The 18315-nt window shown below is 64.9% G+C and carries 18 protein-coding genes; 12 read left to right on the top strand and 6 right to left on the bottom strand.

Annotated elements, in window-relative coordinates:
* The first annotated feature begins 30 nt into the window (after positions 1-30).
* The 6 genes from J3E61_RS28475 to J3E61_RS28450 all read left to right on the top strand — a co-directional run bounded on the left by J3E61_RS28475 (position 31) and on the right by J3E61_RS28450 (position 6178).
* Entirely contained in the window at positions 31-1566 is a 1536-nt protein-coding gene (locus J3E61_RS28475; protein ID WP_210086148.1) for an ABC transporter substrate-binding protein, read from the top strand.
* Positions 1563-2531: an ABC transporter permease subunit gene (locus J3E61_RS28470; RefSeq protein ID WP_192723225.1), complete on the top strand. Its 969-nt coding sequence runs from the start codon at positions 1563-1565 to the stop codon at positions 2529-2531. Before J3E61_RS28475 ends, J3E61_RS28470 begins: the two co-directional genes overlap by 4 nt.
* Complete coding sequence (locus J3E61_RS28465) at positions 2528-3409, top strand: ABC transporter permease (protein ID WP_210086147.1); 882 nt, start codon at positions 2528-2530, stop codon at positions 3407-3409. Before J3E61_RS28470 ends, J3E61_RS28465 begins: the two co-directional genes overlap by 4 nt.
* On the top strand, positions 3406-5031 hold the full coding sequence (locus J3E61_RS28460) for an ABC transporter ATP-binding protein (RefSeq protein ID WP_210086146.1): 1626 nt from the start codon (positions 3406-3408) through the stop codon (positions 5029-5031). The genes J3E61_RS28465 and J3E61_RS28460 overlap by 4 nt, the downstream gene beginning before the upstream one ends.
* 12 nt (positions 5032-5043) lie before the next feature.
* Positions 5044-5784: an SDR family oxidoreductase gene (locus tag J3E61_RS28455; RefSeq protein ID WP_210086145.1), complete on the top strand. Its 741-nt coding sequence runs from the start codon at positions 5044-5046 to the stop codon at positions 5782-5784.
* A 226-nt stretch (positions 5785-6010) separates the two neighbouring features.
* Positions 6011-6178: a hypothetical protein gene (locus J3E61_RS28450; protein WP_192723229.1), complete on the top strand. Its 168-nt coding sequence runs from the start codon at positions 6011-6013 to the stop codon at positions 6176-6178.
* A gap of 56 nt (positions 6179-6234) precedes the next feature.
* On the opposite strand, the gene J3E61_RS28445 is transcribed toward J3E61_RS28450, so the two are convergent.
* On the bottom strand, positions 6235-7935 hold the full coding sequence (locus J3E61_RS28445) for a hypothetical protein (RefSeq protein ID WP_210086144.1): 1701 nt from the start codon (positions 7933-7935) through the stop codon (positions 6235-6237).
* A gap of 195 nt (positions 7936-8130) precedes the next feature.
* On the opposite strand from J3E61_RS28445, the gene J3E61_RS28440 reads away from it, so the two are divergent.
* Entirely contained in the window at positions 8131-8466 is a 336-nt protein-coding gene (locus tag J3E61_RS28440) for a hypothetical protein (RefSeq protein ID WP_210086143.1), read from the top strand.
* A gap of 7 nt (positions 8467-8473) precedes the next feature.
* On the opposite strand, the gene J3E61_RS28435 is transcribed toward J3E61_RS28440, so the two are convergent.
* On the bottom strand, positions 8474-8884 hold the full coding sequence (locus J3E61_RS28435) for a hypothetical protein (protein WP_210086142.1): 411 nt from the start codon (positions 8882-8884) through the stop codon (positions 8474-8476).
* Between the two features lie 65 nt (positions 8885-8949).
* On the opposite strand from J3E61_RS28435, the gene J3E61_RS28430 reads away from it, so the two are divergent.
* The 4 genes from J3E61_RS28430 (at position 8950) to J3E61_RS28415 (ending at position 12612) form a co-directional block, all read left to right on the top strand.
* Positions 8950-9570, top strand: a complete 621-nt coding sequence (locus J3E61_RS28430; protein WP_210086141.1) for a cysteine hydrolase — start codon at positions 8950-8952, stop codon at positions 9568-9570.
* A 126-nt stretch (positions 9571-9696) separates the two neighbouring features.
* On the top strand, positions 9697-11088 hold the full coding sequence (locus tag J3E61_RS28425; RefSeq protein ID WP_210086140.1) for a hypothetical protein: 1392 nt from the start codon (positions 9697-9699) through the stop codon (positions 11086-11088).
* Positions 11089-11226: 138 nt separating this feature from the next.
* Positions 11227-12195: an aldo/keto reductase gene (locus tag J3E61_RS28420; RefSeq protein ID WP_192723235.1), complete on the top strand. Its 969-nt coding sequence runs from the start codon at positions 11227-11229 to the stop codon at positions 12193-12195.
* A gap of 39 nt (positions 12196-12234) precedes the next feature.
* Positions 12235-12612: an SHOCT domain-containing protein gene (locus tag J3E61_RS28415; protein ID WP_192723236.1), complete on the top strand. Its 378-nt coding sequence runs from the start codon at positions 12235-12237 to the stop codon at positions 12610-12612.
* 4 nt (positions 12613-12616) lie between these two features.
* Here the strand turns inward: J3E61_RS28415 and J3E61_RS28410 are convergent, their stop codons facing one another.
* Entirely contained in the window at positions 12617-12883 is a 267-nt protein-coding gene (locus J3E61_RS28410; protein WP_192723237.1) for a YdeI/OmpD-associated family protein, read from the bottom strand.
* A 150-nt stretch (positions 12884-13033) separates the two neighbouring features.
* Between J3E61_RS28410 and J3E61_RS28405 the strand changes: the two genes are divergently transcribed.
* Positions 13034-15886, top strand: coding sequence for an MMPL family transporter (locus J3E61_RS28405; protein WP_210086139.1), 2853 nt, complete (start codon positions 13034-13036; stop codon positions 15884-15886).
* A gap of 92 nt (positions 15887-15978) precedes the next feature.
* Here J3E61_RS28405 and J3E61_RS28400 read toward each other — a convergent pair whose 3' ends face one another.
* The 3 genes from J3E61_RS28400 to J3E61_RS28390 all read right to left on the bottom strand — a co-directional run bounded on the left by J3E61_RS28400 (position 15979) and on the right by J3E61_RS28390 (position 18188).
* The gene (locus J3E61_RS28400) at positions 15979-16335 is read right to left on the bottom strand and encodes a hypothetical protein (protein WP_192723239.1); all 357 of its coding nucleotides are present in this window, start codon (positions 16333-16335) and stop codon (positions 15979-15981) included.
* Between the two features lie 276 nt (positions 16336-16611).
* Positions 16612-16785 carry a hypothetical protein gene (locus J3E61_RS28395; protein WP_210086138.1) on the bottom strand — a complete coding sequence of 58 codons (174 nt, stop codon included), beginning with the start codon at positions 16783-16785 and terminating at the stop codon, positions 16612-16614.
* 68 nt (positions 16786-16853) lie between these two features.
* The gene (locus tag J3E61_RS28390; RefSeq protein ID WP_210086137.1) at positions 16854-18188 is read right to left on the bottom strand and encodes a serine/threonine protein kinase; all 1335 of its coding nucleotides are present in this window, start codon (positions 18186-18188) and stop codon (positions 16854-16856) included.
* Positions 18189-18315 lie beyond the last annotated feature (127 nt).

The following is an 18315-nucleotide window of genomic DNA, read 5'->3' as shown; positions in this document are numbered from 1 at the left end:
GAGGCCCGACGCAGCGGGTAGAGATCCCAGGTGACGAAACCGGCGGTAGTGACCGCTGTCGGCGTCGTGGTGGCGGTGGTGGCTGCCCTCAGTGGCTGTTCCACCGGTTCCCGGGTTGATCTCGGCGACGACTCGTCGAGCAACCTGGTGGCCGCGATCGCGGGCGAGCCCGACCAACTCGACCCGCAGAAGACCAGCGCGTACTTCTCGTTCGAGGTGCTGGAGAACGTGTTCGACACGCTGGTGCAGCCCGACGCGAATCTGGAGATGCGGCCCGCTCTTGCGGAGTCCTGGGAGGTCAGCCCAGATCAACTCGCGTGGACGTTCCACCTGCGCCGCGGCGTCACGTTTCACGACGGCAGCCCGTTCACCGCCGACGACGTCGTCTACTCGTATCGGCGCATCATCGACCAGAAGCTGGCCAACGCCGACAAGTTCAGTGCCGTCACCAGCGTCACGGCACCCGACCAGTCCACGGTGCGGATCACGCTCAAGCAGCCGACGCCGAATCTGTTGACCAATCTGGGCGGGTTCAAGGGTGTGGCGATCGTGTCACGCCGGAACGTCGAGAGCGGCCAGATCGCAACGCATCCCGTCGGAACGGGACCGTTCGTATTCGCAAACCAGAAGAGCGGCGATTCGATCGTGCTGAAGGCGAATCCGACGTATTGGGCGGGGGCGCCGAAGGTTTCGGGTGTGACGTTCCGGTTCATCTCCGAACCGTCGACGGCGCTGTCGGCGCTCCAGGCCGGTGAGATCGACTGGACGGACTCCATTCCGCCGCAACGCGTCGCTGCGCTGAAAAACGACGATTCCATCACTCTGGCGGCGACGCCCAGTAACGACTACTGGTATCTCGCACTGAACGAGGCGCGGCCACCGTGGAATGACGTGCGGGTGCGCCAGGCCATCGCCTACGCCATCGACCGCGACGCCATCGTTCAGGCGACCAGTTACGGGACCGCCGTTGCCAATCAACTCGCGATTCCCAAGGGCAATCCCTGGTACACCCCGTACGACGGCTACCGCCACGACATCGAGAAGGCGAAGGGATTGCTTGCAGAAGCCGGTGTGGCGCCCAAGAGCCTGGACATGCTGGTGACCACCGAGTATCCGGAAACGGTGACGGCCGCGCAGATCATCGCGGATAACCTTGCGCCACTTGGTATCACGGTGAACATTCGCACTGTCGACTTCGCGACTTGGCTCGACGAGCAGAACAACGGCCACTTCGACATGCTGATGATGGGCTGGCTCGGCAACATCGACCCCGACGACTTCTATTACGCACAGCACCACACCGGCGGCAGCAGCAACGCGCAGAAGTTCTCGAACCGCGAGGTCGACCGGCTACTCGATGCGGGTCGAGTCGAAACCAACCGGAATGCGCGTGGCGACGACTACAGCAAGGCGGCGACGCTCATCGCCGACGAAGCGAGCTACATCTACCTGTACAACCCGTCGGTGATCCAGGCCTGGACCAAGAGGCTGTCGGGCTACGAGGCGCGCCGTGACGGCGCGGTCCGGTTCAGCACCGCGACGCTGACTCCGGGAGGGGCAACGTGACTTCCGCACTCACCCATCCGATCACCCGTTTCATCGCGCGACGGCTGCTCTACTCCCTCGTCGTCCTTGCCGGTGTGCTCGTCGCGGTGTTCGCGCTCGTGCACCTCGTTCCGGGCGACCCGGTCCGCATCGCGCTGGGCACCCGCTACACCCCGGAGGCCTACGACGCGTTGCGGTCGGCAAGCGGCCTGGATCGGCCCATCGTCGAGCAGTTCTTCGGTTACCTCGCCTCCGCGTTCACCGGAGACCTCGGCGTCAGCTTCCGCAACGGCGACCCCGTCACCGTCACACTGCTGGAACGCCTGCCCGCCACCGTGTCACTCGGCGTCGTCGGCATTGTCATCGCGATGGTGATAGCGCTGCCCGCAGGCATCTTCTCCGCACTGCGCGAGGGCCGCGTCTCCGATGCGATCGTGCGCATCACAAGCCAGTTCGGCGTGTCCATTCCGGACTTCTGGCTGGGCATCTTGCTCATCGCACTGTTCGCGACGACGCTGGGCTGGCTGCCGACGTCCGGGTATCGTCCGCTGTTCGACGACCCGGTAGGTTGGCTGCGCCACATTGTATTGCCTGCTCTGACAGTGGGTTTGGTGGCCGCGGCGATCATGACGCGTTATGTCCGGTCCGCCGTGCTCGAAGTCGCGTCGATGGGTTACGTCCGCACCGCGCGGTCGAAAGGCTTGCCGCCGCGCGTCGTGACGTTCCGGCACACCGTGCGCAACGCGCTCGTTCCGGTGCTGACGATCACCGGTATCCAACTGGCGACGATTCTCGGGGGTGTGATCGTCGTCGAGGTCGTGTTCGCCTGGCCGGGCCTGGGCCGACTGGTGTACAACGCGGTCGCGGCCCGCGACTACCCCGTCATCCAGGGCGCGGTGTTGTTGATCGCCATCCTGTTCCTGGTCATCAACCTGATCGTCGATGTGCTCTACGCGGTGGTCGATCCGAGGATCCGGTTGGCATGAGCACACTCACAGGCGAATCGACGCGCGTGTCGTCGTGGCGGCTGTTGTTGCGCAATCCGGTGACCGTCGTCAGCGCCGCCGTGCTTGGCGTCGTGGTTGTCGTTGCGGTGGTGGCCGACTGGATCACGCCGTTCGGTGTCAACGACGTCGATGTTCCGAACGCGTTGCGAGCGCCCAGTGGCGAACACTGGTTCGGCACAGACGAATTGGGGCGAGACGTGTTCTCGCGGGTGTTGGTGGCCATGCAGGCATCGATGCGGGTTGCGGTGATCAGCGTCGCGTTCGCGGTCGTCGTCGGCGTCATGGTCGGTGTCATCGCCGGTTACCGTGGCGGCTGGGTCGATGCGGTGTTCATGCGCGTGGTCGACGTGATGTTTGCATTTCCTGTGCTGCTGCTGGCCTTGGCCGTCGTCGCGATCCTGGGACCGGGAACGACGACGACGATTCTGGCGATCGGCATTGTCTACACGCCGATCTTCGCGCGGGTGGCCCGAGCCAGCACTCTGAGCGTGCGCATCGAACCGTATGTCCAGATGTCGCGTGCCATGGGCACCGGAAGCCTGTACATCCTTGGCCGCCATATCGTTCCGAACATCGCCGGGCCGCTGATAGTGCAGACGTCGCTGTCGTTGGCGTTCGCGATCCTGTCCGAGGCCGCCCTGTCGTTCCTCGGGTTGGGCATCCAGCCGCCGCAGCCGTCGCTGGGCCGGATGATCTTCGACTCGCAGGGCTTCGTGACGATGGCGTGGTGGATGGCCGTGTTTCCCGGTGCGGCGATCTTCGTCATCGTGCTGGCCTTCAACCTTGTCGGCGACGGACTGCGCGACGTGCTGGACCCCAAGCAGCGCACGATGATCGAGGCCAGGAGCCAGCGGTGACCGACCAAGTACTGAGCGTGCGCGGCCTGCGGGTACGCATCGGCAACCGCCGCATCGTCCGCGACGTCGGGTTCGTCGTGCAGCGCGAACAGACGCTCGGCATCGTCGGCGAGTCCGGGTCGGGCAAGACGATGACCGCGCTCGCGGCGACGGGCTTGCTGGACACACCCGGCGCTGTCGTCGACGGCAGCAGCATCCTGGCGGGTGAGACCGAACTCGTCGGTGCGTCGCCTCGGTTGTTACGCAGCGTGCACGGCGGCAAGATCGGTTTCGTCTTCCAGGACCCTGGCACCTCCCTGAATCCGTTGCTCACACTGGGCCGCCAGATCACCGAATCGCTTGAGACACATCGGAAGATGACGCGACGCCAGGCGAACACCCGTGCCCTCGAGTTGCTCGAGGCGGTAGGCCTGCCGGATCCCCAGAGCCGCCTGCACGCCTATCCTCACCAGTTGTCAGGTGGGCAGCGGCAGCGCGTGATGGTCGCGATCGCGCTGGCCTGCGACCCCGAACTGTTGATCGCCGACGAGCCGACCACATCGCTGGATGTGACGACGCAGGCCCAGATCATCGAGTTGGTTCGGGACCTGCAACGTGATTTCGGCACTGCGGTGGTGTGGATCAGCCACGATCTGGGAGTGATCGGACAAGTGGCCGACAACGTAACCGTGTTGCGCGACGGTGAAATAGTCGAGCAGGCCCCGATCCTCGAGGTATTCGACAATCCACAGCACGCGTATACCCAAGAGCTATTGCAGGCGCGCCCGACCGTCGGCCGGTCCGCGCCTGCGCCCGTTGACGATGACGCGCCGGTGCTGCTGCGGGTCGACGGCCTCGATGTGCGGTTCGCCGTGACGACACCCGTCGGCAGATCGACTGTGCATGCCGTGAAACAACTTTCGTTCGAGATGAAGCAAGGGATGACGCTGGGCTTGGTTGGCGAATCGGGCTCGGGAAAGTCGACGGTGGCGGGGGCGCTCACCGGGCTGGTCGAGCCCGACGCGGGCACCGCGCAATTGGACGGTGTGGATGTAATCGACGTTCGCGGGGCGGCGGGCAGGGCGCTGCGCCGCAAGATCGGCCTGGTCTTTCAGGATCCGTTCTCGTCGCTGAACCCACGCATGCGGGTGCAGACCGCGATCGAAGAACCATTGCGCGTACACGGATTGGTCAAAGGCAAAAGTGATCGGCAGACACGGGTGGCCGAGCTACTCGAACTCGTCGGTCTGTCTGCATCTTTCGCGTCCCGGTACCCGCACGAGCTGTCCGGCGGGCAACGTCAGCGCGTGAGCATCGCCCGCGCGCTGGCCGCGGAACCGGAGCTGTTGATTCTCGATGAGGCGACTGCATCGTTGGATGTTTCGGTACAGGCTCACATCCTCGACTTGCTCGCGCAGTTGCAGCGCGAGCTCGGGCTGACGTATCTGTTCATCGGCCATGACCTGGCGGTCATCCAGCAGATGAGCCACGAGGTGCTGGTGATGCGCGACGGTGAGGCGGTTGAGTACCGGCCCGCCGCGCAGCTGTTCGCCGACCCGGAGCACGAATACACCCGGGCGTTGTTGGCGGCAGTTCCGCCCGCGCGACCGCGCGCCGCTGTAGGGGCCGGCGAAGGCTCGTGAGAAGGTCTTGCCATGACGCAACTGGATGGCAAGGTCGCATTGGTCACCGGCGCCTCGGCAGGACTCGGCGCAGCCACAGCACAGCTCTTCGCCGAACGCGGCGCCTCGGTTTTCGGGATTGCACGCGATGCCGACCGGATGGCGACCGTTTTCGAAAACGTGCCGGGCGGCAAGTACGCGTCGGTGGACATCTCCGATCCCGCGGCGTGCAAGCAAGCCATCGCAGACTGCGTCGCTGAGTTCGGGCGCCTCGACATCCTGGCCAACATCGCCGGCTTCCACCAGATGCGGCACACGCCGACGATGACCGACGAAGACTGGGATCGCGACCTCGCGGTGAACCTGAACGGGCCCTTCTATCTGTGCCGGGCCGCGCTTCCCCACCTGCTCGAAACGGGCGGCAACATCGTCAACGTGTCGTCGATCGCCGGCGTCGAAGGTGAGGTGTATTCGGCCGGGTACTGCGCGGCCAAGCACGGGCTCATCGGCCTGACTCGCGCGCTGGCCGTCGAATTCACGAAGGAGAAGCTGCGAGTGAACGCGGTGTGCCCCGGCGGCATGCCGACCGCTCAGTCGACGGAGTTTCAGGCCCCGGACGGCGCCGACTGGAACCTGATCCTGCGCATCGCCTCGCCGCGCGGGTTCATGGAGACCGTCGACGTGGCCAAAGCGATCGCGTTTTTGGCGAGCGACGACGCCGCCGCCATCCACGGCGCGGTGTACCGGGTCGACAACGGCAAGGGCGCCGGCTAGCCCGTTTGCTGTGACGCCCGTCACGCCAGTGCCTTGATTCATGCCATCTCACGCCGGGCAGTGGTCGATTCCTGCCAACCGGCGATCAATTGCTGCCAGCGGAATTAAACCTCTGACCTCCCCGTTTAACACATCAGAAACGATGGAGAGAATTCCCCACCGGCACCAGAGATGTTCGAGTCGCGACAACCGCGCCACGAGTCGGACAAGAAGAGAGGGCACCAAAATGAAGAAGTTCGGATTTGCCACAGTCATCGCCAGCGGCCTGGCCGCCGCGGTCCTCGGACTCGCAGGCCCGGCCTCGGCCGATATCGGCCACCATGACTGGGTGAACAACACTCAGCCGTCGGTGAGCGTCCCGCACGTAGATAGCTCCGTGCAGCAGAGCCGCTGACCCCGACATACGAAGAGGGGCACCCATTTCGGGTGCCCCTCTTTCGTTGTGTGCCCTTAGTGCTCTGGCCGACGGCGCCCGAGGAACAGGGCGAGGCCGATGGCACCGAAGCCCAGCGCCACGGTCACCCCTGCGGCGACGTACAGGAAGATGTCTCGACCACTCATGCCGGCCGGTGACTCATCCGAGGCCAGCCGCAGTTGATAGTCGCCCGGCAGCGGTGCTTCCTGCGGAGCATCGAGACCCGGGAACTGCTGGGTCCGGTGCACCTCGAATTGCCGTTCACCGCTTGCCGTCTGGGTCCACTCGCCCCACGCCGGAGTGGCACCGTCGAGCAGCACCTTGCGCTCACCGAACTGGGGGTCGTCGCCGACGTCGATGATGCGCCGAACGCGGAACGGCTCATAGCGCGCGTGCGAGTAATTCACGAACACCGGGACGTTGTCGTAGCGCAACACCGGAGGCGGAGGCGGAGGCAACGGCAAGCCCACCGCGGGGATGTAGCCACCGCCGAAGAACGAGCCGACCGCCACGTTGAGGGCGGTGTCCACCGCCGCGTTGACGAGGTTGGCCGCAGTGTCGACGACAGCGGTGAAGCTGTACGCCGCGAACTGCGCCACGTCGAGCACGGCCCGCGCCAGCGGCGGGATCCAGATGATCCGCGGGGCGTTCTGGTAGACGTACACAATCCGAACGCGCTCGTGATACGGGTTCAGGATGATCGGCCGGTAGTACTCGTCGTACTGCACCCAATCCGGCCTCCACTGGCGGATCGGGCGGTCGAACACCCGGTCACTCGCGAGTCGAGCATCCACCTTCGCGCTAGCGCTGGCGTCGACACCGAGCGGGCTCTTCACGCCGAGATCAAGCCCGATCGAACTCGCGATCGAATCAACATCCTGCTTCGGCGCCGGATCTGCTTTCACCTCAATGGGTTTGGCGTTCTTGGCGACCTCGACATCCTCTTTGGGCGCTTCCAGTGTCTGCGGTTGCGACATCTGGATCACCTTGGCGGCCTGAGTCACCGAGACGGTTGGCTCGCCCGACGTGGCCGTTGCCGGCGACGTCTGCGCCGCGCTCACCTTCGGCTCGCCGGACGCCGCCGACTCGCTCGACGGCGACGATGCCGTGCTGCCCGTGGACGGCAGGTCCGCGGTTGCCGCGTTCGGTGGGACCAGCGCGGCCGACGGCGGCACGGAGCCGACCGACGCCGAAGCGGAAGCGCTCGCGGTCTCCGACACTGACGCTGGCGACGACGGCGCCTGGGTGGCCGGACTCGGCGAGGCCGCAGTCGAGGTGACCGTAGGCGTGTCAGAACTCGGGGCGACAGCACGTGGCGCGGGCGCCTCGACCTTCGTCACGGTCGGCGCCTCGACCTTCGGAGCCGGCGCAGCCGGCGTCGCCGTCGGCGATGCAGGCGCGACGACAGCCGTAGTCGTTTGCGTCACGGGCGCGGGCGCGACCGGTTCGACCACCTGCTGCGTCGGTTGCTGAGTCTGCGGTGCCTGCTCGACGGGCGCCGCAGGCGCAATGGCGGGCGCCTTCGGCGGCGCCTGTTGGACCGGAGCTTCAGTCTCCTCCGCGACCGGCGCCTTTGGCTCCGGCGCCGCGGCCGTCGTCGTGATGACCGGCTCGGTGTCCGGCTTGGCGAACGCCGGCGCGACTCCTCCAGTCAGAGCTGTGAGAGAGATCACGACTCCCGTCGCCAAAACGGCGACAACGCCTCGCTTCGAGCAGATTTCAAGCGGTGCACCCATCTGTGCATCGACTCCTCTAGTAACGGAGCGTGGCGGATTGCTCCGCCACTGCTGCCATGCGCAGCCATCTCCCCCAACGCTGGGCCCGGTCCAGCAGCTGCCGCGGCTCTGCTAATTCATCGCTGGTTTGGCGCAACTGTTACAGCCGCGCGGCGCATCCTTGAACTACGGACCCTGCGGGTCAGGAGGACTGCCATGTCACCCAGGTACGGATTGCTCGCCGCGGGACTCGCTGGCGCCGCGGTCGTCTGCGCGCCCGCCGTCGGCGCTGAGCCGGTGTGGCCGGTCGCCGGCGCAGAGGACGCCAGCGCCACCGTCGACGACCTGCAAGCCCAGGGCTACGACGTTCAGATCAACTGGGTCAGCGGTGTGTCGTCGGTCCCGCTGCACTGGTGCAAGGTCACCGCCATTCACAACCCCAACCACGAGCCACCCACCGGCGAGACGTTGGCGACGGTCTACGTCGACGTGTCATGCCCCAATCCCGATGACGACTACTGGGGCGGTTTCGGCGTGGGAATCGGATTCTGACGCCCGTTCAGATCCTGGTCAACGTGATGAAGATCGGCTGCGAGTAACCCGGCGCGAGTCCCCATCTGCACCCGGTCGCCGGACTAGTCGTCAGCATCGTGCCGTTGTTCTGCGCGGAGTCCACATGGAACGTGACCGTGCCGGGCAGCACGCCGTCGTTGTTGCATTTCGTCCCGTCCGGCAGATCTGCCACAAAACTCCACACCGCGCCAAACGGGTGAGCGTCCGCAGACCAGCCGTTGCTGTCGGAGACGCGGGCGCAGTCGGGGCCGCACGGGGTGACGACCCAGGTGGAATTCAGGCCCGGTCCGTTCGGGATGAAGGTGCCGCTGAAGCCGTCGGCGTTGGCCGGCCCTGCGAGTCCGACGGCAGTTCCGGCGAGTACGACGGCTGCGGCGAGACCTGGCGTGACGTTCATGCTGCACTCCATTCGCTGGCGGCGTAGAACCATTATTTGCGACCGAGGCGGCGACGGGAGAAGAAATGGTCGACGTGACGTATGAGAAAGACATCACGGGCCTGGTGGTGATCGATCCGTACAACGACTTCATTTCCGACGGCGGCAAGGTGTGGGATCGGTTGAAGGGTGTCGCGGAGGCCAACAGCTGCATCCCTCACATGCTCGAGGTGCTCAATGCCGCGCGCAGAGCAGAGATTCGGGTCTTCTACGCGCTGCATCGCCGGTATCGCCCTGGTGATTACGAGACGTGGCGCTACATAGCCCCGATTCAGCGAGCGGCCTGGGGACGCAAGACATTTGAATACGGCAGCTGGGGCGGTAAGTTGCGCAGCGAGTTCGAGCCTCAACCGGGCGACGTTGTGGCCCAAGAACATTGGTGCTCCAGCGGATTCGCCAACACCGACCTCGATGTGCTGCTCAAGCGACACGGCATCCACAAACTGATAGTCGTCGGCTTGATTGCGCACACCTGCGTGGAGGCGACCGTACGCTATGCCGCCGAGCTCGGCTACGAAGTCACGATGGTGCGCGACGCGACAGCGGACTACTCGGATGCCGAGATGCATGCCGCGCTCGACGTGAACATTCCGAACTACGCGAGCGCGGTGGTGACGACAGACGAGATCGTGCGCGCGCTGTCCTAGGCGTCAGCAGCGCGCCAAGAATCTGCCAAGTCGGGGAAGGGAGTGTCGCCCCTCACGAGATCGATCACGAGATGAGGGACCTTCATGAGGAAAGCCTTAGGCCACCAACGGCTTAAGAAGATGGCAATGGTCGCCGCGGTCGCGGCAACGATTCCAGTTGCCGCGTGCTCGTCGAGCACACCGACGCTGGACACGACCATTGCAAGCAAGGCGCCGACCACGGCCGCGGCGGCCGGTGCGGCCGCCGGCTGTGAGATCAACCCGGCGTCCGCACCGCTGCCCACTGCGGAGCCCTACCGATCGGTTCCAGCCGGCGCCAGGATCTCTGTCGCGATGAACGGCGTCCCGTCAGGCACTGTGAAGCCAGGCGATCCGATGACGGAAATCGATGTGACGCTGTGCAACAACTCGCCGGTTGACTACCCGAAAGTCGGCGTCGTGTTCGCGTTGCCGCGATGCAGTTGCGCGACTTCGCCGATGGGACTGCCCGAGGCCACCGCCGACCGCTTCGACGCGGCCACCGGAAAATGGGTCAAGCTGAAAGACCCTGTGATGGGGACCGGCATGGACTATCTGGGCGATTTCACTGATGTGCAGCCCATGCCCAAGGGCACGGTCGTGACACTGAAATACCGTTTTGCGCTTGATGCTTCGATGACTGACGGCAGGGGCGCGGTGGAGGCCGCGGCCGTCATGCCTGATCCGCTTGTCGAGATCGGAAAGGCACATCTGCCGTTTGTCGTGTCGAAGGAGTCGACCGTCCCGCCGAAGAGACCAGAACCGACGGTGTTGCCGTTGGCGGGCCTGACCTACCCGCGCGGTGTTGCTGTGAGTTCAGCAGGCGATGTCTACGTCGCCGACGGGGAAGGCGGCCGAGTGCTGAAGCTGGCGGCCGGGGCGACCGAGCAGACCGTGCTGCCGTTCACCGACCTCAACCGCCCTGATGGCGTCGCGGTCGATGCCGCCGGGAACGTCTACGTCACCGACGACACCAAGGTCCTGAAGCTGGCAGCCGGGTCGAATCAGCAGACGGTGCTGCAGTTCACCGGCCTCGAGCGCGCCCGGGCTGTCGCGGTCGATAACGCCGGCAACGTCTACATCACCGACGACACGAAAGTGGTGAAGTTGGCGGCCGGATCAAACCAACAGAGCGTGCTGCCCTTCACCGACGACAAGTGGCTCCGCGGCGTGGCGGTGGACGCCGCTGGCGACGTCTTCGTCAACGCGGACAACAGGGTGTTGAGGTTGGCGGCCGGATCGACCGAGCAGACAGTGCTGCCGGTGACCGGAATCGAGGACGCCGAGGGTCTTGCGGTGGACGGCGCGGGTGACGTGTATGTCATCGACGCGGACAACCGAGAGATAGTGAAGATCGCAGCAGGCTCGAACGAGCAGACTGTGGTGCCGTCTCCCCTGCTCTACGCACCCCACGAGGTGGCGGTGGACGGCGCAGGCAATCTGTACGTCATCGACGCCCGCGGGTTCGGCCAAGTGCTCAAGATTGCAGAGCGCTCGTAAGCCAGAGATATTTTCGGCCGCGAGCGGCGTCCCCCGCGTTCGCCGCTCGCGGCCGAGCTGTTGATAAGCCAAAGCATCGCGCCGATCGCTACGCAGGGCATGCGTAGTCGACTACTCGAATTTCAGTACGGTGGGCGCATGAAGTACCTCGACGTCGACGGAATCGGGCGCGTCAGCCGGATCGGTGTGGGCACCTGGCAGTTCGGCTCACGCGAATGGGGTTACGGCGACAACTACTCCTCTGGTGTCGCCCGCGACATCGTGCAGCGCGCCCTGGCGTTGGGGGTGACGCTGTTCGATACCGCAGAGGTGTACGCGATGGGCGCCAGCGAGCGCATCCTCGGCGAAGCGCTCGGCGAGCAACGGTCGTCAGTCGCGTTGGCCAGCAAGATCTTTCCGATCGCGCCGTTTCCGCCGGTCATCAGACAGCGCGAACGGGCGAGCGCCAGGCGATTGCAGGTCGACCGCATTCCGCTCTATCAGATCCACCAGCCCAACCCGTTCGTCCCCGACTCGGTGATCATGCCGGGGATGCGCAGCCTGCTCGACAGCGGCGATATCGGCGCGGCCGGCGTCTCGAACTACTCGCTTGATCGATGGAAGAAGGCCGATGCCGCGCTCGGGCGGCCCGTGATCAGCAATCAGGTGCAGTTCTCCCTCGCCCAGCCGAGCGCGCTCGAAGACATCGTGCCGTTCGCGGAGCAGGAGAACCGCATCGTGATCGCGTACAGCCCGCTGGCGCAGGGCCTGCTGGGCGGCAAGTACGGGATCGACAACCGGCCCGGGGGCGTTCGGGCGGTCAACCAGCTGTTCGGCACCGAGAATCTGCGCCGCGTGGAGCCGCTGCTGCAGACGCTGCGTGACGTGGCCTCAGATGTCGGCGCCAAGCCGGCGCAGGTCGCGCTGGCATGGCTGATCGCCCTTCCGAACGTCGTCGCGATCCCAGGCGCGTCCAGCGTGGAACAACTCGAGTTCAATGTCGCCGCCGCCGACATCGAGCTCAGCCCCGAGGCGCGCGATGCGCTCACTGCGGCCGCCAGGGCGTTCCGGCCGGTCTCTACCAGCCGCTTTCTGATTGACCGTGTTCGCGAGAAGCTCGGGCATTAGTTGGGATCGGTAGCACCGGGCGCGGTGTCAACTTGCGGCATGAACAACAACAAGGTCGTAGTGATCGTGGTCGGAGCGGTGGTCGCTCTCTTCGCAGTGTCGATGGTGATGCGGTTCGTCATGCTGAGCGAGTACGGCGTATCGGGCAGCTGGATGTACTTCGGTCTGCCGATGGGCGGTGTCGGTCTGGTCGTGCTGTTGCTGCGGCTCGGGCTGTTCAACTTCGGCGAGCGCTCGGCGCGCCCGATGCAGCCCTGGCAGCACAACATCGGTTACCAGGCGCCGCCCGTAGCGCCTCCGGTGCACGGCGCCTCGGTTTCTTCACGCCTGCAGCAACTCGACGGCATGCATGCCAGCGGCGCGATCTCCGACTCCGAATACAGCGCAAAGCGCCAGCAGATCATCGCCGGCATCTGACCGCTTACTTGCCGGTGCGCTCGCGGTGCTTGCAACCCGGCCAGCAGCAGGGTCGGCGCATGCCTTCCTCGAGCTCCTCCTGAGTCCGGCGAATGCGGCGCGCTCGGGTCGCCTCCTGCTTGGCGTCCTCGACCCAGCAGATGAACTCGTTGCGCGCCAAGGGTGTGATGTCTTTCCAGGCGGCGAGCGCCGTGGTGTTGGCGATCAGCGACTTGCGCAGGTCGTCGGGCAGCTTGTGCACCACTCCGCCCGGCACTCGTTGGCTGGTCATGGGGTCAGGGTAGCGGCCGCTGTGCGCCCCGCCCCCGTGACGGGGCGCACAGAAACGGCTCCGATTCTGGTATGACTGAGGCAAATACGACCCGTTAGGGAGGAGTCCCGCCTCGGTGCCCGGTTGGTGCGTTGAGCGGATAGCGACCTGGTGAGTGCCCCGACGACCGACCCCGTCATCTCGGCTGAGCAGCCCCCGCGATCGGCCGTAGCCAAATGGATCCGCCGCTTGGCGGTCCCGATCATCCTCGGCTGGATCGCGCTGATCGCGGTGCTCAACGTGACCGTGCCGCAACTCGAGGTCGTCGGCGAGATGCGATCGGTGTCGATGTCGCCGAAGGAGGCGCCGTCGGTCGCCGCGATGATGCGCATCGGCAAGGTCTTCGAGGAGTTCGATTCCGATAGCTCGGCGATGATCGTCCTCGAGGGTGACAAGCCGCTCGGCGAGGACGCGCACCGCTTCTACGACGACATGGTCGCCAAGCTGCGGGCCGACAAGAAGCACGTACAACATATTCAGGACTTCTGGGGCGACCCGCTGACGAGGGCCGGAGCGCAGAGCGACGACGGCAAAGCCGCCTACGTGCAGGTGTACCTCGCGGGGAACATGGGTGAGGCGCTCGGCAACGAATCAGTCAACGCCGTGCACAAACTCGTCGACGGGCTGAGTCCGCCGCCGGGAGTGAAGGCCTACGTCACAGGAGGGCCGGCACTACAAGCCGACCAGGAGGCGGCAGGCAACAAGAGCGTCAGAACGATCGAGATCGTCACCGTCATCGTCATCATCACGATGCTGCTGTTCTTCTATCGGTCGATCTTCACCGTCGTTCTCGTGTTGCTGATGCTGATGCTGGGACTGTCGGTGACCCGCGGGGTGGTGGCGTTTCTCGGCTACCACGAGCTGATCGGATTGTCGACGTTCGCGACTCAGCTCCTGGTGACTCTGGCGATCGCGGCGTCGACCGACTATGCGATCTTCCTGATCGGGCGCTACCAGGAGGCGCGCACGGTCGGCGAGGACCGAGAGTCGGCCTTCCACACGATGTTCCGCGGCACCGCCCACGTGGTGTTGGGGTCGGGCATGACGATCGCAGGAGCGACGTTCTGCCTGTCGTTCACCCGGCTGCCCTACTTCCAGACGCTGGGCGTGCCGCTGGCCGTGGGCATGGTCGTCGCGGTTCTCGTCGCGCTGACGTTGGGTCCCGCGATGATCACCGTCGCGAGCCGGTTCGGCTTGCTGGAACCCAAGCGCGCTATGCGGATCCGGTTCTGGCGACGCATCGGTGCCGCGATCGTGCGGTGGCCGGGCTTCATCCTGCTCGCCTCGATCGTCCTCGCGTTGGTCGGGCTGTTGACGCTGCCGGGCTACGAGCCCAGCTACAACGACCGCAAGTACCTACCGGCCGACCTGCCCGCGAATGAGGGTTTCGCGGCGGCCGAACGCCATTTCCCGGTGTCTCGGATGAACCCCGAAATGCTGCTCGTCGAAACGGATCACGACCTTCGCAATTCGGCTGATTTCCTGGTGATCGAGCGGATCACCAAATACGTGACGAAGGTTCCCGGCATCGGACGCGTGCAGTCGATCACGCGCCCTGAGGGTAAACCGTTGAAGTTCAGCACGATTCCGGCCCAGATGAGCATGAGCGGCACGTTCCAGGAAATGAACCGCGACTACATGAACAACGTGATGGCCCTGATGAAGGTCCAGGCCAACGACATGCAAAAGACCGTCGACACGATGGACCGGATGATCGTGCTGATGGAAGAAATGAGCGCGACCACGCACAGCATGGTCGGCAAGTCCAACCAGATGGCGGTCGATGTCGCCGAATTACGCGACCACATCTCCGATTTCGACGACTTCTTCCGTCCGATTCGCAACTACCTGTACTGGGAACCGCACTGCTACGACATCCCGATCTGTTGGTCGCTGCGGTCGACGTTCGACGCGTTGGACGGTGTCGACACCATGACGGATGACTTCCAGAGCCTGCTGCCCGACTTGAACAAGCTCGATGCGCTGATGCCCCAGATGATTGCGACGATGCCGCCGACGATCGAGACGATGCGCAACGCACGCGACATGATGCTGAGCATGCAGTCGAGCCAATCGAGTCAGCAGGATCAGCAGCATGCGATGAGCGAAAATCAGTCAGCGATGGGAGATGCGTTCAACGACTCCCACAATGACGACACCTTCTACCTGCCGCCGGAGATCTTCGACAACAAAGACTTCAAGCGCGGCATGGACAACTTCATCTCCCCAAACGGCCACGCGGTTCGGTTCATCATCTCCCATGAGGAAGACCCGCTGTCGGCTGACGGCATCAACCGCATCGACGCCATCAAGAACGCCACCTTCGAAGCGATCAAGGGCACGCCGCTCGAGGGATCCAGGGTCTTCATCGGCGGCACCGCCTCGACGTTCAAGGACATGGAGGACGGCAACGCCTACGACCTGATGATCGCAGGCGTGGCTGCGCTGACGATGATCTTCATCATCATGCTGCTCATCACGCGCAGTGTCGTGGCATCCGCCGTCATCGTTGGCACGGTGGTGCTGTCACTGGGCGCCTCGTTCGGCTTGTCAGTTCTGTTCTGGCAGCACCTTCTTGGCATCCAACTGCAATTCATGGTGATGGCGATGGCGGTCATCATCCTGTTGGCGGTTGGCGCGGACTACAACCTGTTGTTGGTGGCGCGAATGAAAGAGGAACTACCCGCCGGCATCAACACCGGAATCATCCGGGCAATGGGCGGCAGCGGATCCGTCGTAACGGCAGCCGGGCTGGTGTTCGCATTCACGATGATGTCGATGTCGGTCAGCGCGATGGTCGTGGTCGCACAAATCGGCACCACCATCGGAATGGGTTTGTTGTTCGACACCTTGGTGATTCGGGCCTTTATGACTCCGTCGATCGCGGCGCTGCTAGGTCGGTGGTTCTGGTGGCCGCAGGTGGTGCGTCAGCGGCCCGCGCCCGCAAGAGAACGCGTTCGCTAGCGACCGCCGATTGGTCAGACGTTCAGGCACAAAGGATTCGGCCCGCCACCGGGGGAGGGAGAAGTGGCGGGCCGAACGATTGATGCAGCGTGTCAGCGTTGTGCGACGAGCACAGGCAGGTTGCGGTCGAAGACCGGCTTCTTGCCCACGGTGCCGGTACCGCCGCTCACGGTGCCCTTGCCGCCGTCAGCGCGCTGCGGCGCGGTGGTGATGACGATCTTGCCCCCGCGGCAGCTGACGATGTGGCCGTCGACGAACACATCCTGGCCGTCGTCGATCGGGATGTCGTAACCGTCGGCGTCGGTGTAGGTGCACCCGCCGGAGCCGGGGGTCGGCTCGTTGTCGACGGCGAAGGCGGTCGCCGGGGCCATGGCGAGAATGCCGAAGGCGCCGAGGACGGTCGCTGCGTACTTGAGGCCGGTCAGCTTGCGGGGGGCTGCAGTGGTCATCGTGGTGAATTCCTCTCGGGGAGTTTGGTGTCGGTGCCTGTTGTGGTGTTGAGAGAAATACTGCTGGTCAGCGGGCGCCCGCGTAATCGCCCACAAGCCAGATTCCACTGCTGGAATGGGAAGACTTTCCTATCCCCCGGGTAAGGACGGCGCGGACATCAATGGTCGGAGCGCCGGCGACCGCGGCTGCAGCGGCGTTGCCCGTTGCGGCCGTGGAGTATGCGACTCAAACGCCGAGAGTCTGGCGTTCTACGTCAGCTGGGACAAGTTGGACTGTCAGTCGTCTTTGGCGTGGCCCGGCCGGCCGGGAGTCGGGTCGTTGGCGGGGTCGGCCAGCGGATGAGGCCCTTTGGCGTCCTCCGGCAGGGCGTGATCGTCCACGCCGGGATTCGGGTCACCTGATGGATCTACGTGATACTTCTCGCCGTCGCCCATGTCGTCCCCTCTCATCGTCGCGATAGCACATTCGAACACAGCGGCCACACGGTCTGTTGATGTTTGACCGTGCAAGCACTGGTTTACGGCGGCCCGGACAGATTTCCCCGCCGAATGTCCTCGCGGCACTCGAGGCGTGTCTGGCCGGTCTGCTGGATACAGACTTCGACCTGTTGTTCAATGCCCGCGGGGTAGACGGGGTCGGTTGGGCCTTTGGAGACAGTCGGTGTCGGAACGACGCCGGAGACCAGGGACCACATGGTGTCGCCGGTTGACGGCAGACGTGCGCAGTACGCCTTCTGGCCGGTCTCGGTGACGCCGGCGGCCCCCAGGACTGCGCAGTCGGCGCCGACGAGCACCACAGGCACTGGCGGCGCGGTCGGACTCGGCGGGGCGGCCTGGTTTTGGTGACGCCCGGCCAGCATGACGGCCGCAACACCCCCGACGATCAGCACCGCAGCCAGCATCGCCGAAGCGATCAGCAGCGTCCGCCTTCGGTTCCCCGGCTCTGTTCGGCGACGGCGTGCAACCGCAACGGCATCCAACGTCGGTTCGCTGGCGCCAAGCTCATCCACGGTGACGTTGAGATGCCGGGCAAGAGCGTTCGCGAAGTCCTTGCACGTGCCGTAGCGATCGTCGGGCGACTTGGCGAGCGCTTTGGACAGCACCGGGCCGAGGCCGGAAAGCTCTGGTTTGCGCTTGGCGATCTCGGGCGGCGGTGCGGAAAGGTGCTGACTGATCACCACGGCAGGGTTCGGATCCTGGTACAGGAGCGAACCGGTCAAGAGCTCGAAAGCCGTTGCCGCAAGCGAGTATTGGTCAGCACGGCCGTCGAGTGTCAGACCCATCAACTGCTCGGGTGCCGCGTAGGCCACGGTGCCGACCGCCATGTTGGTCTGCGTCAATGAGCTGGAATCGTCGACCCGTCTGGCGATGCCGAAGTCGGCCAGCATCGCCCGCCAGCCACCGGAATCCAACTCGGCCAGAAGGATGTTGCCCGGTTTGACGTCACGGTGAAGCAGCTGGCGTTGATGGGCGTAGTCGAGCGCGTCGGCCACCGCGGTGACGATCCGGACGACTTCGTCGGGCGGCATGCCCTTGCGGTATCGCTCCTGCAATAACCGGCCAGCGTCGATGCCTTCGACGTAGGCCATCGATATCCACAACTGGCCCTCATACTCACCGCGGTCGTAGATGGCGACGATGTTCGGGTGCGAGAGCGTGGCGGCGTTCTGTGCTTCGCGGTTGAAGCGTTCGCGATACGTCGGATCATCCGATACCTGCTGCGCGAGCACCTTCAACGCATCGCGCCGCGGCAACCGCGGGTGCTCGACGAGGTAGACCTCCCCCATCGCGCCTGAACCCAGCCGCTGGAGAATCGTGTACCCGGCGAATGTCTGGCCGGCTACTAACGACATGTCGGGATCCTATCGGCGTCAACCCGCGATGACGGGTCGCGCGCTGGTAACACCCGCATCTCAAAATGCGCCGCCTGCTGCGTGCCGCTCGCACCAAGTGGGTAAGCAGCGGTAGGACGGACTCAAT

The organism is Mycobacterium sp. OAE908, from assembly GCF_017872775.1.
Taxonomy (GTDB): Bacteria; Actinomycetota; Actinomycetes; order Mycobacteriales; family Mycobacteriaceae; genus Mycobacterium.
This window is presented reverse-complemented; position numbering and strand designations above follow the sequence as displayed.

What these genes read in the sequence shown, in the direction of transcription:
- J3E61_RS28390 (WP_210086137.1), bottom strand. Translation starts at nt 18,188, where the DNA reads ATGTCGTTAGTAGCCGGCCAGACATTCGCCGGGTACACGATTCTCCAG.
- J3E61_RS28425 (WP_210086140.1), top strand. Translation starts at nt 9,697, where the DNA reads ATGGTCGCCGCGGTCGCGGCAACGATTCCAGTTGCCGCGTGCTCGTCG.
- J3E61_RS28410 (WP_192723237.1), bottom strand. Translation starts at nt 12,883, where the DNA reads ATGACCAGCCAACGAGTGCCGGGCGGAGTGGTGCACAAGCTGCCCGAC.
- J3E61_RS28430 (WP_210086141.1), top strand. Translation starts at nt 8,950, where the DNA reads ATGGTCGACGTGACGTATGAGAAAGACATCACGGGCCTGGTGGTGATC.
- J3E61_RS28455 (WP_210086145.1), top strand. Translation starts at nt 5,044, where the DNA reads ATGACGCAACTGGATGGCAAGGTCGCATTGGTCACCGGCGCCTCGGCA.
- J3E61_RS28415 (WP_192723236.1), top strand. Translation starts at nt 12,235, where the DNA reads ATGAACAACAACAAGGTCGTAGTGATCGTGGTCGGAGCGGTGGTCGCT.
- J3E61_RS28400 (WP_192723239.1), bottom strand. Translation starts at nt 16,335, where the DNA reads ATGACCACTGCAGCCCCCCGCAAGCTGACCGGCCTCAAGTACGCAGCG.
- J3E61_RS28465 (WP_210086147.1), top strand. Translation starts at nt 2,528, where the DNA reads ATGAGCACACTCACAGGCGAATCGACGCGCGTGTCGTCGTGGCGGCTG.
- J3E61_RS28440 (WP_210086143.1), top strand. Translation starts at nt 8,131, where the DNA reads ATGTCACCCAGGTACGGATTGCTCGCCGCGGGACTCGCTGGCGCCGCG.
- J3E61_RS28445 (WP_210086144.1), bottom strand. Translation starts at nt 7,935, where the DNA reads ATGGGTGCACCGCTTGAAATCTGCTCGAAGCGAGGCGTTGTCGCCGTT.
- J3E61_RS28435 (WP_210086142.1), bottom strand. Translation starts at nt 8,884, where the DNA reads ATGAACGTCACGCCAGGTCTCGCCGCAGCCGTCGTACTCGCCGGAACT.
- J3E61_RS28450 (WP_192723229.1), top strand. Translation starts at nt 6,011, where the DNA reads ATGAAGAAGTTCGGATTTGCCACAGTCATCGCCAGCGGCCTGGCCGCC.
- J3E61_RS28395 (WP_210086138.1), bottom strand. Translation starts at nt 16,785, where the DNA reads ATGAGAGGGGACGACATGGGCGACGGCGAGAAGTATCACGTAGATCCA.
- J3E61_RS28420 (WP_192723235.1), top strand. Translation starts at nt 11,227, where the DNA reads ATGAAGTACCTCGACGTCGACGGAATCGGGCGCGTCAGCCGGATCGGT.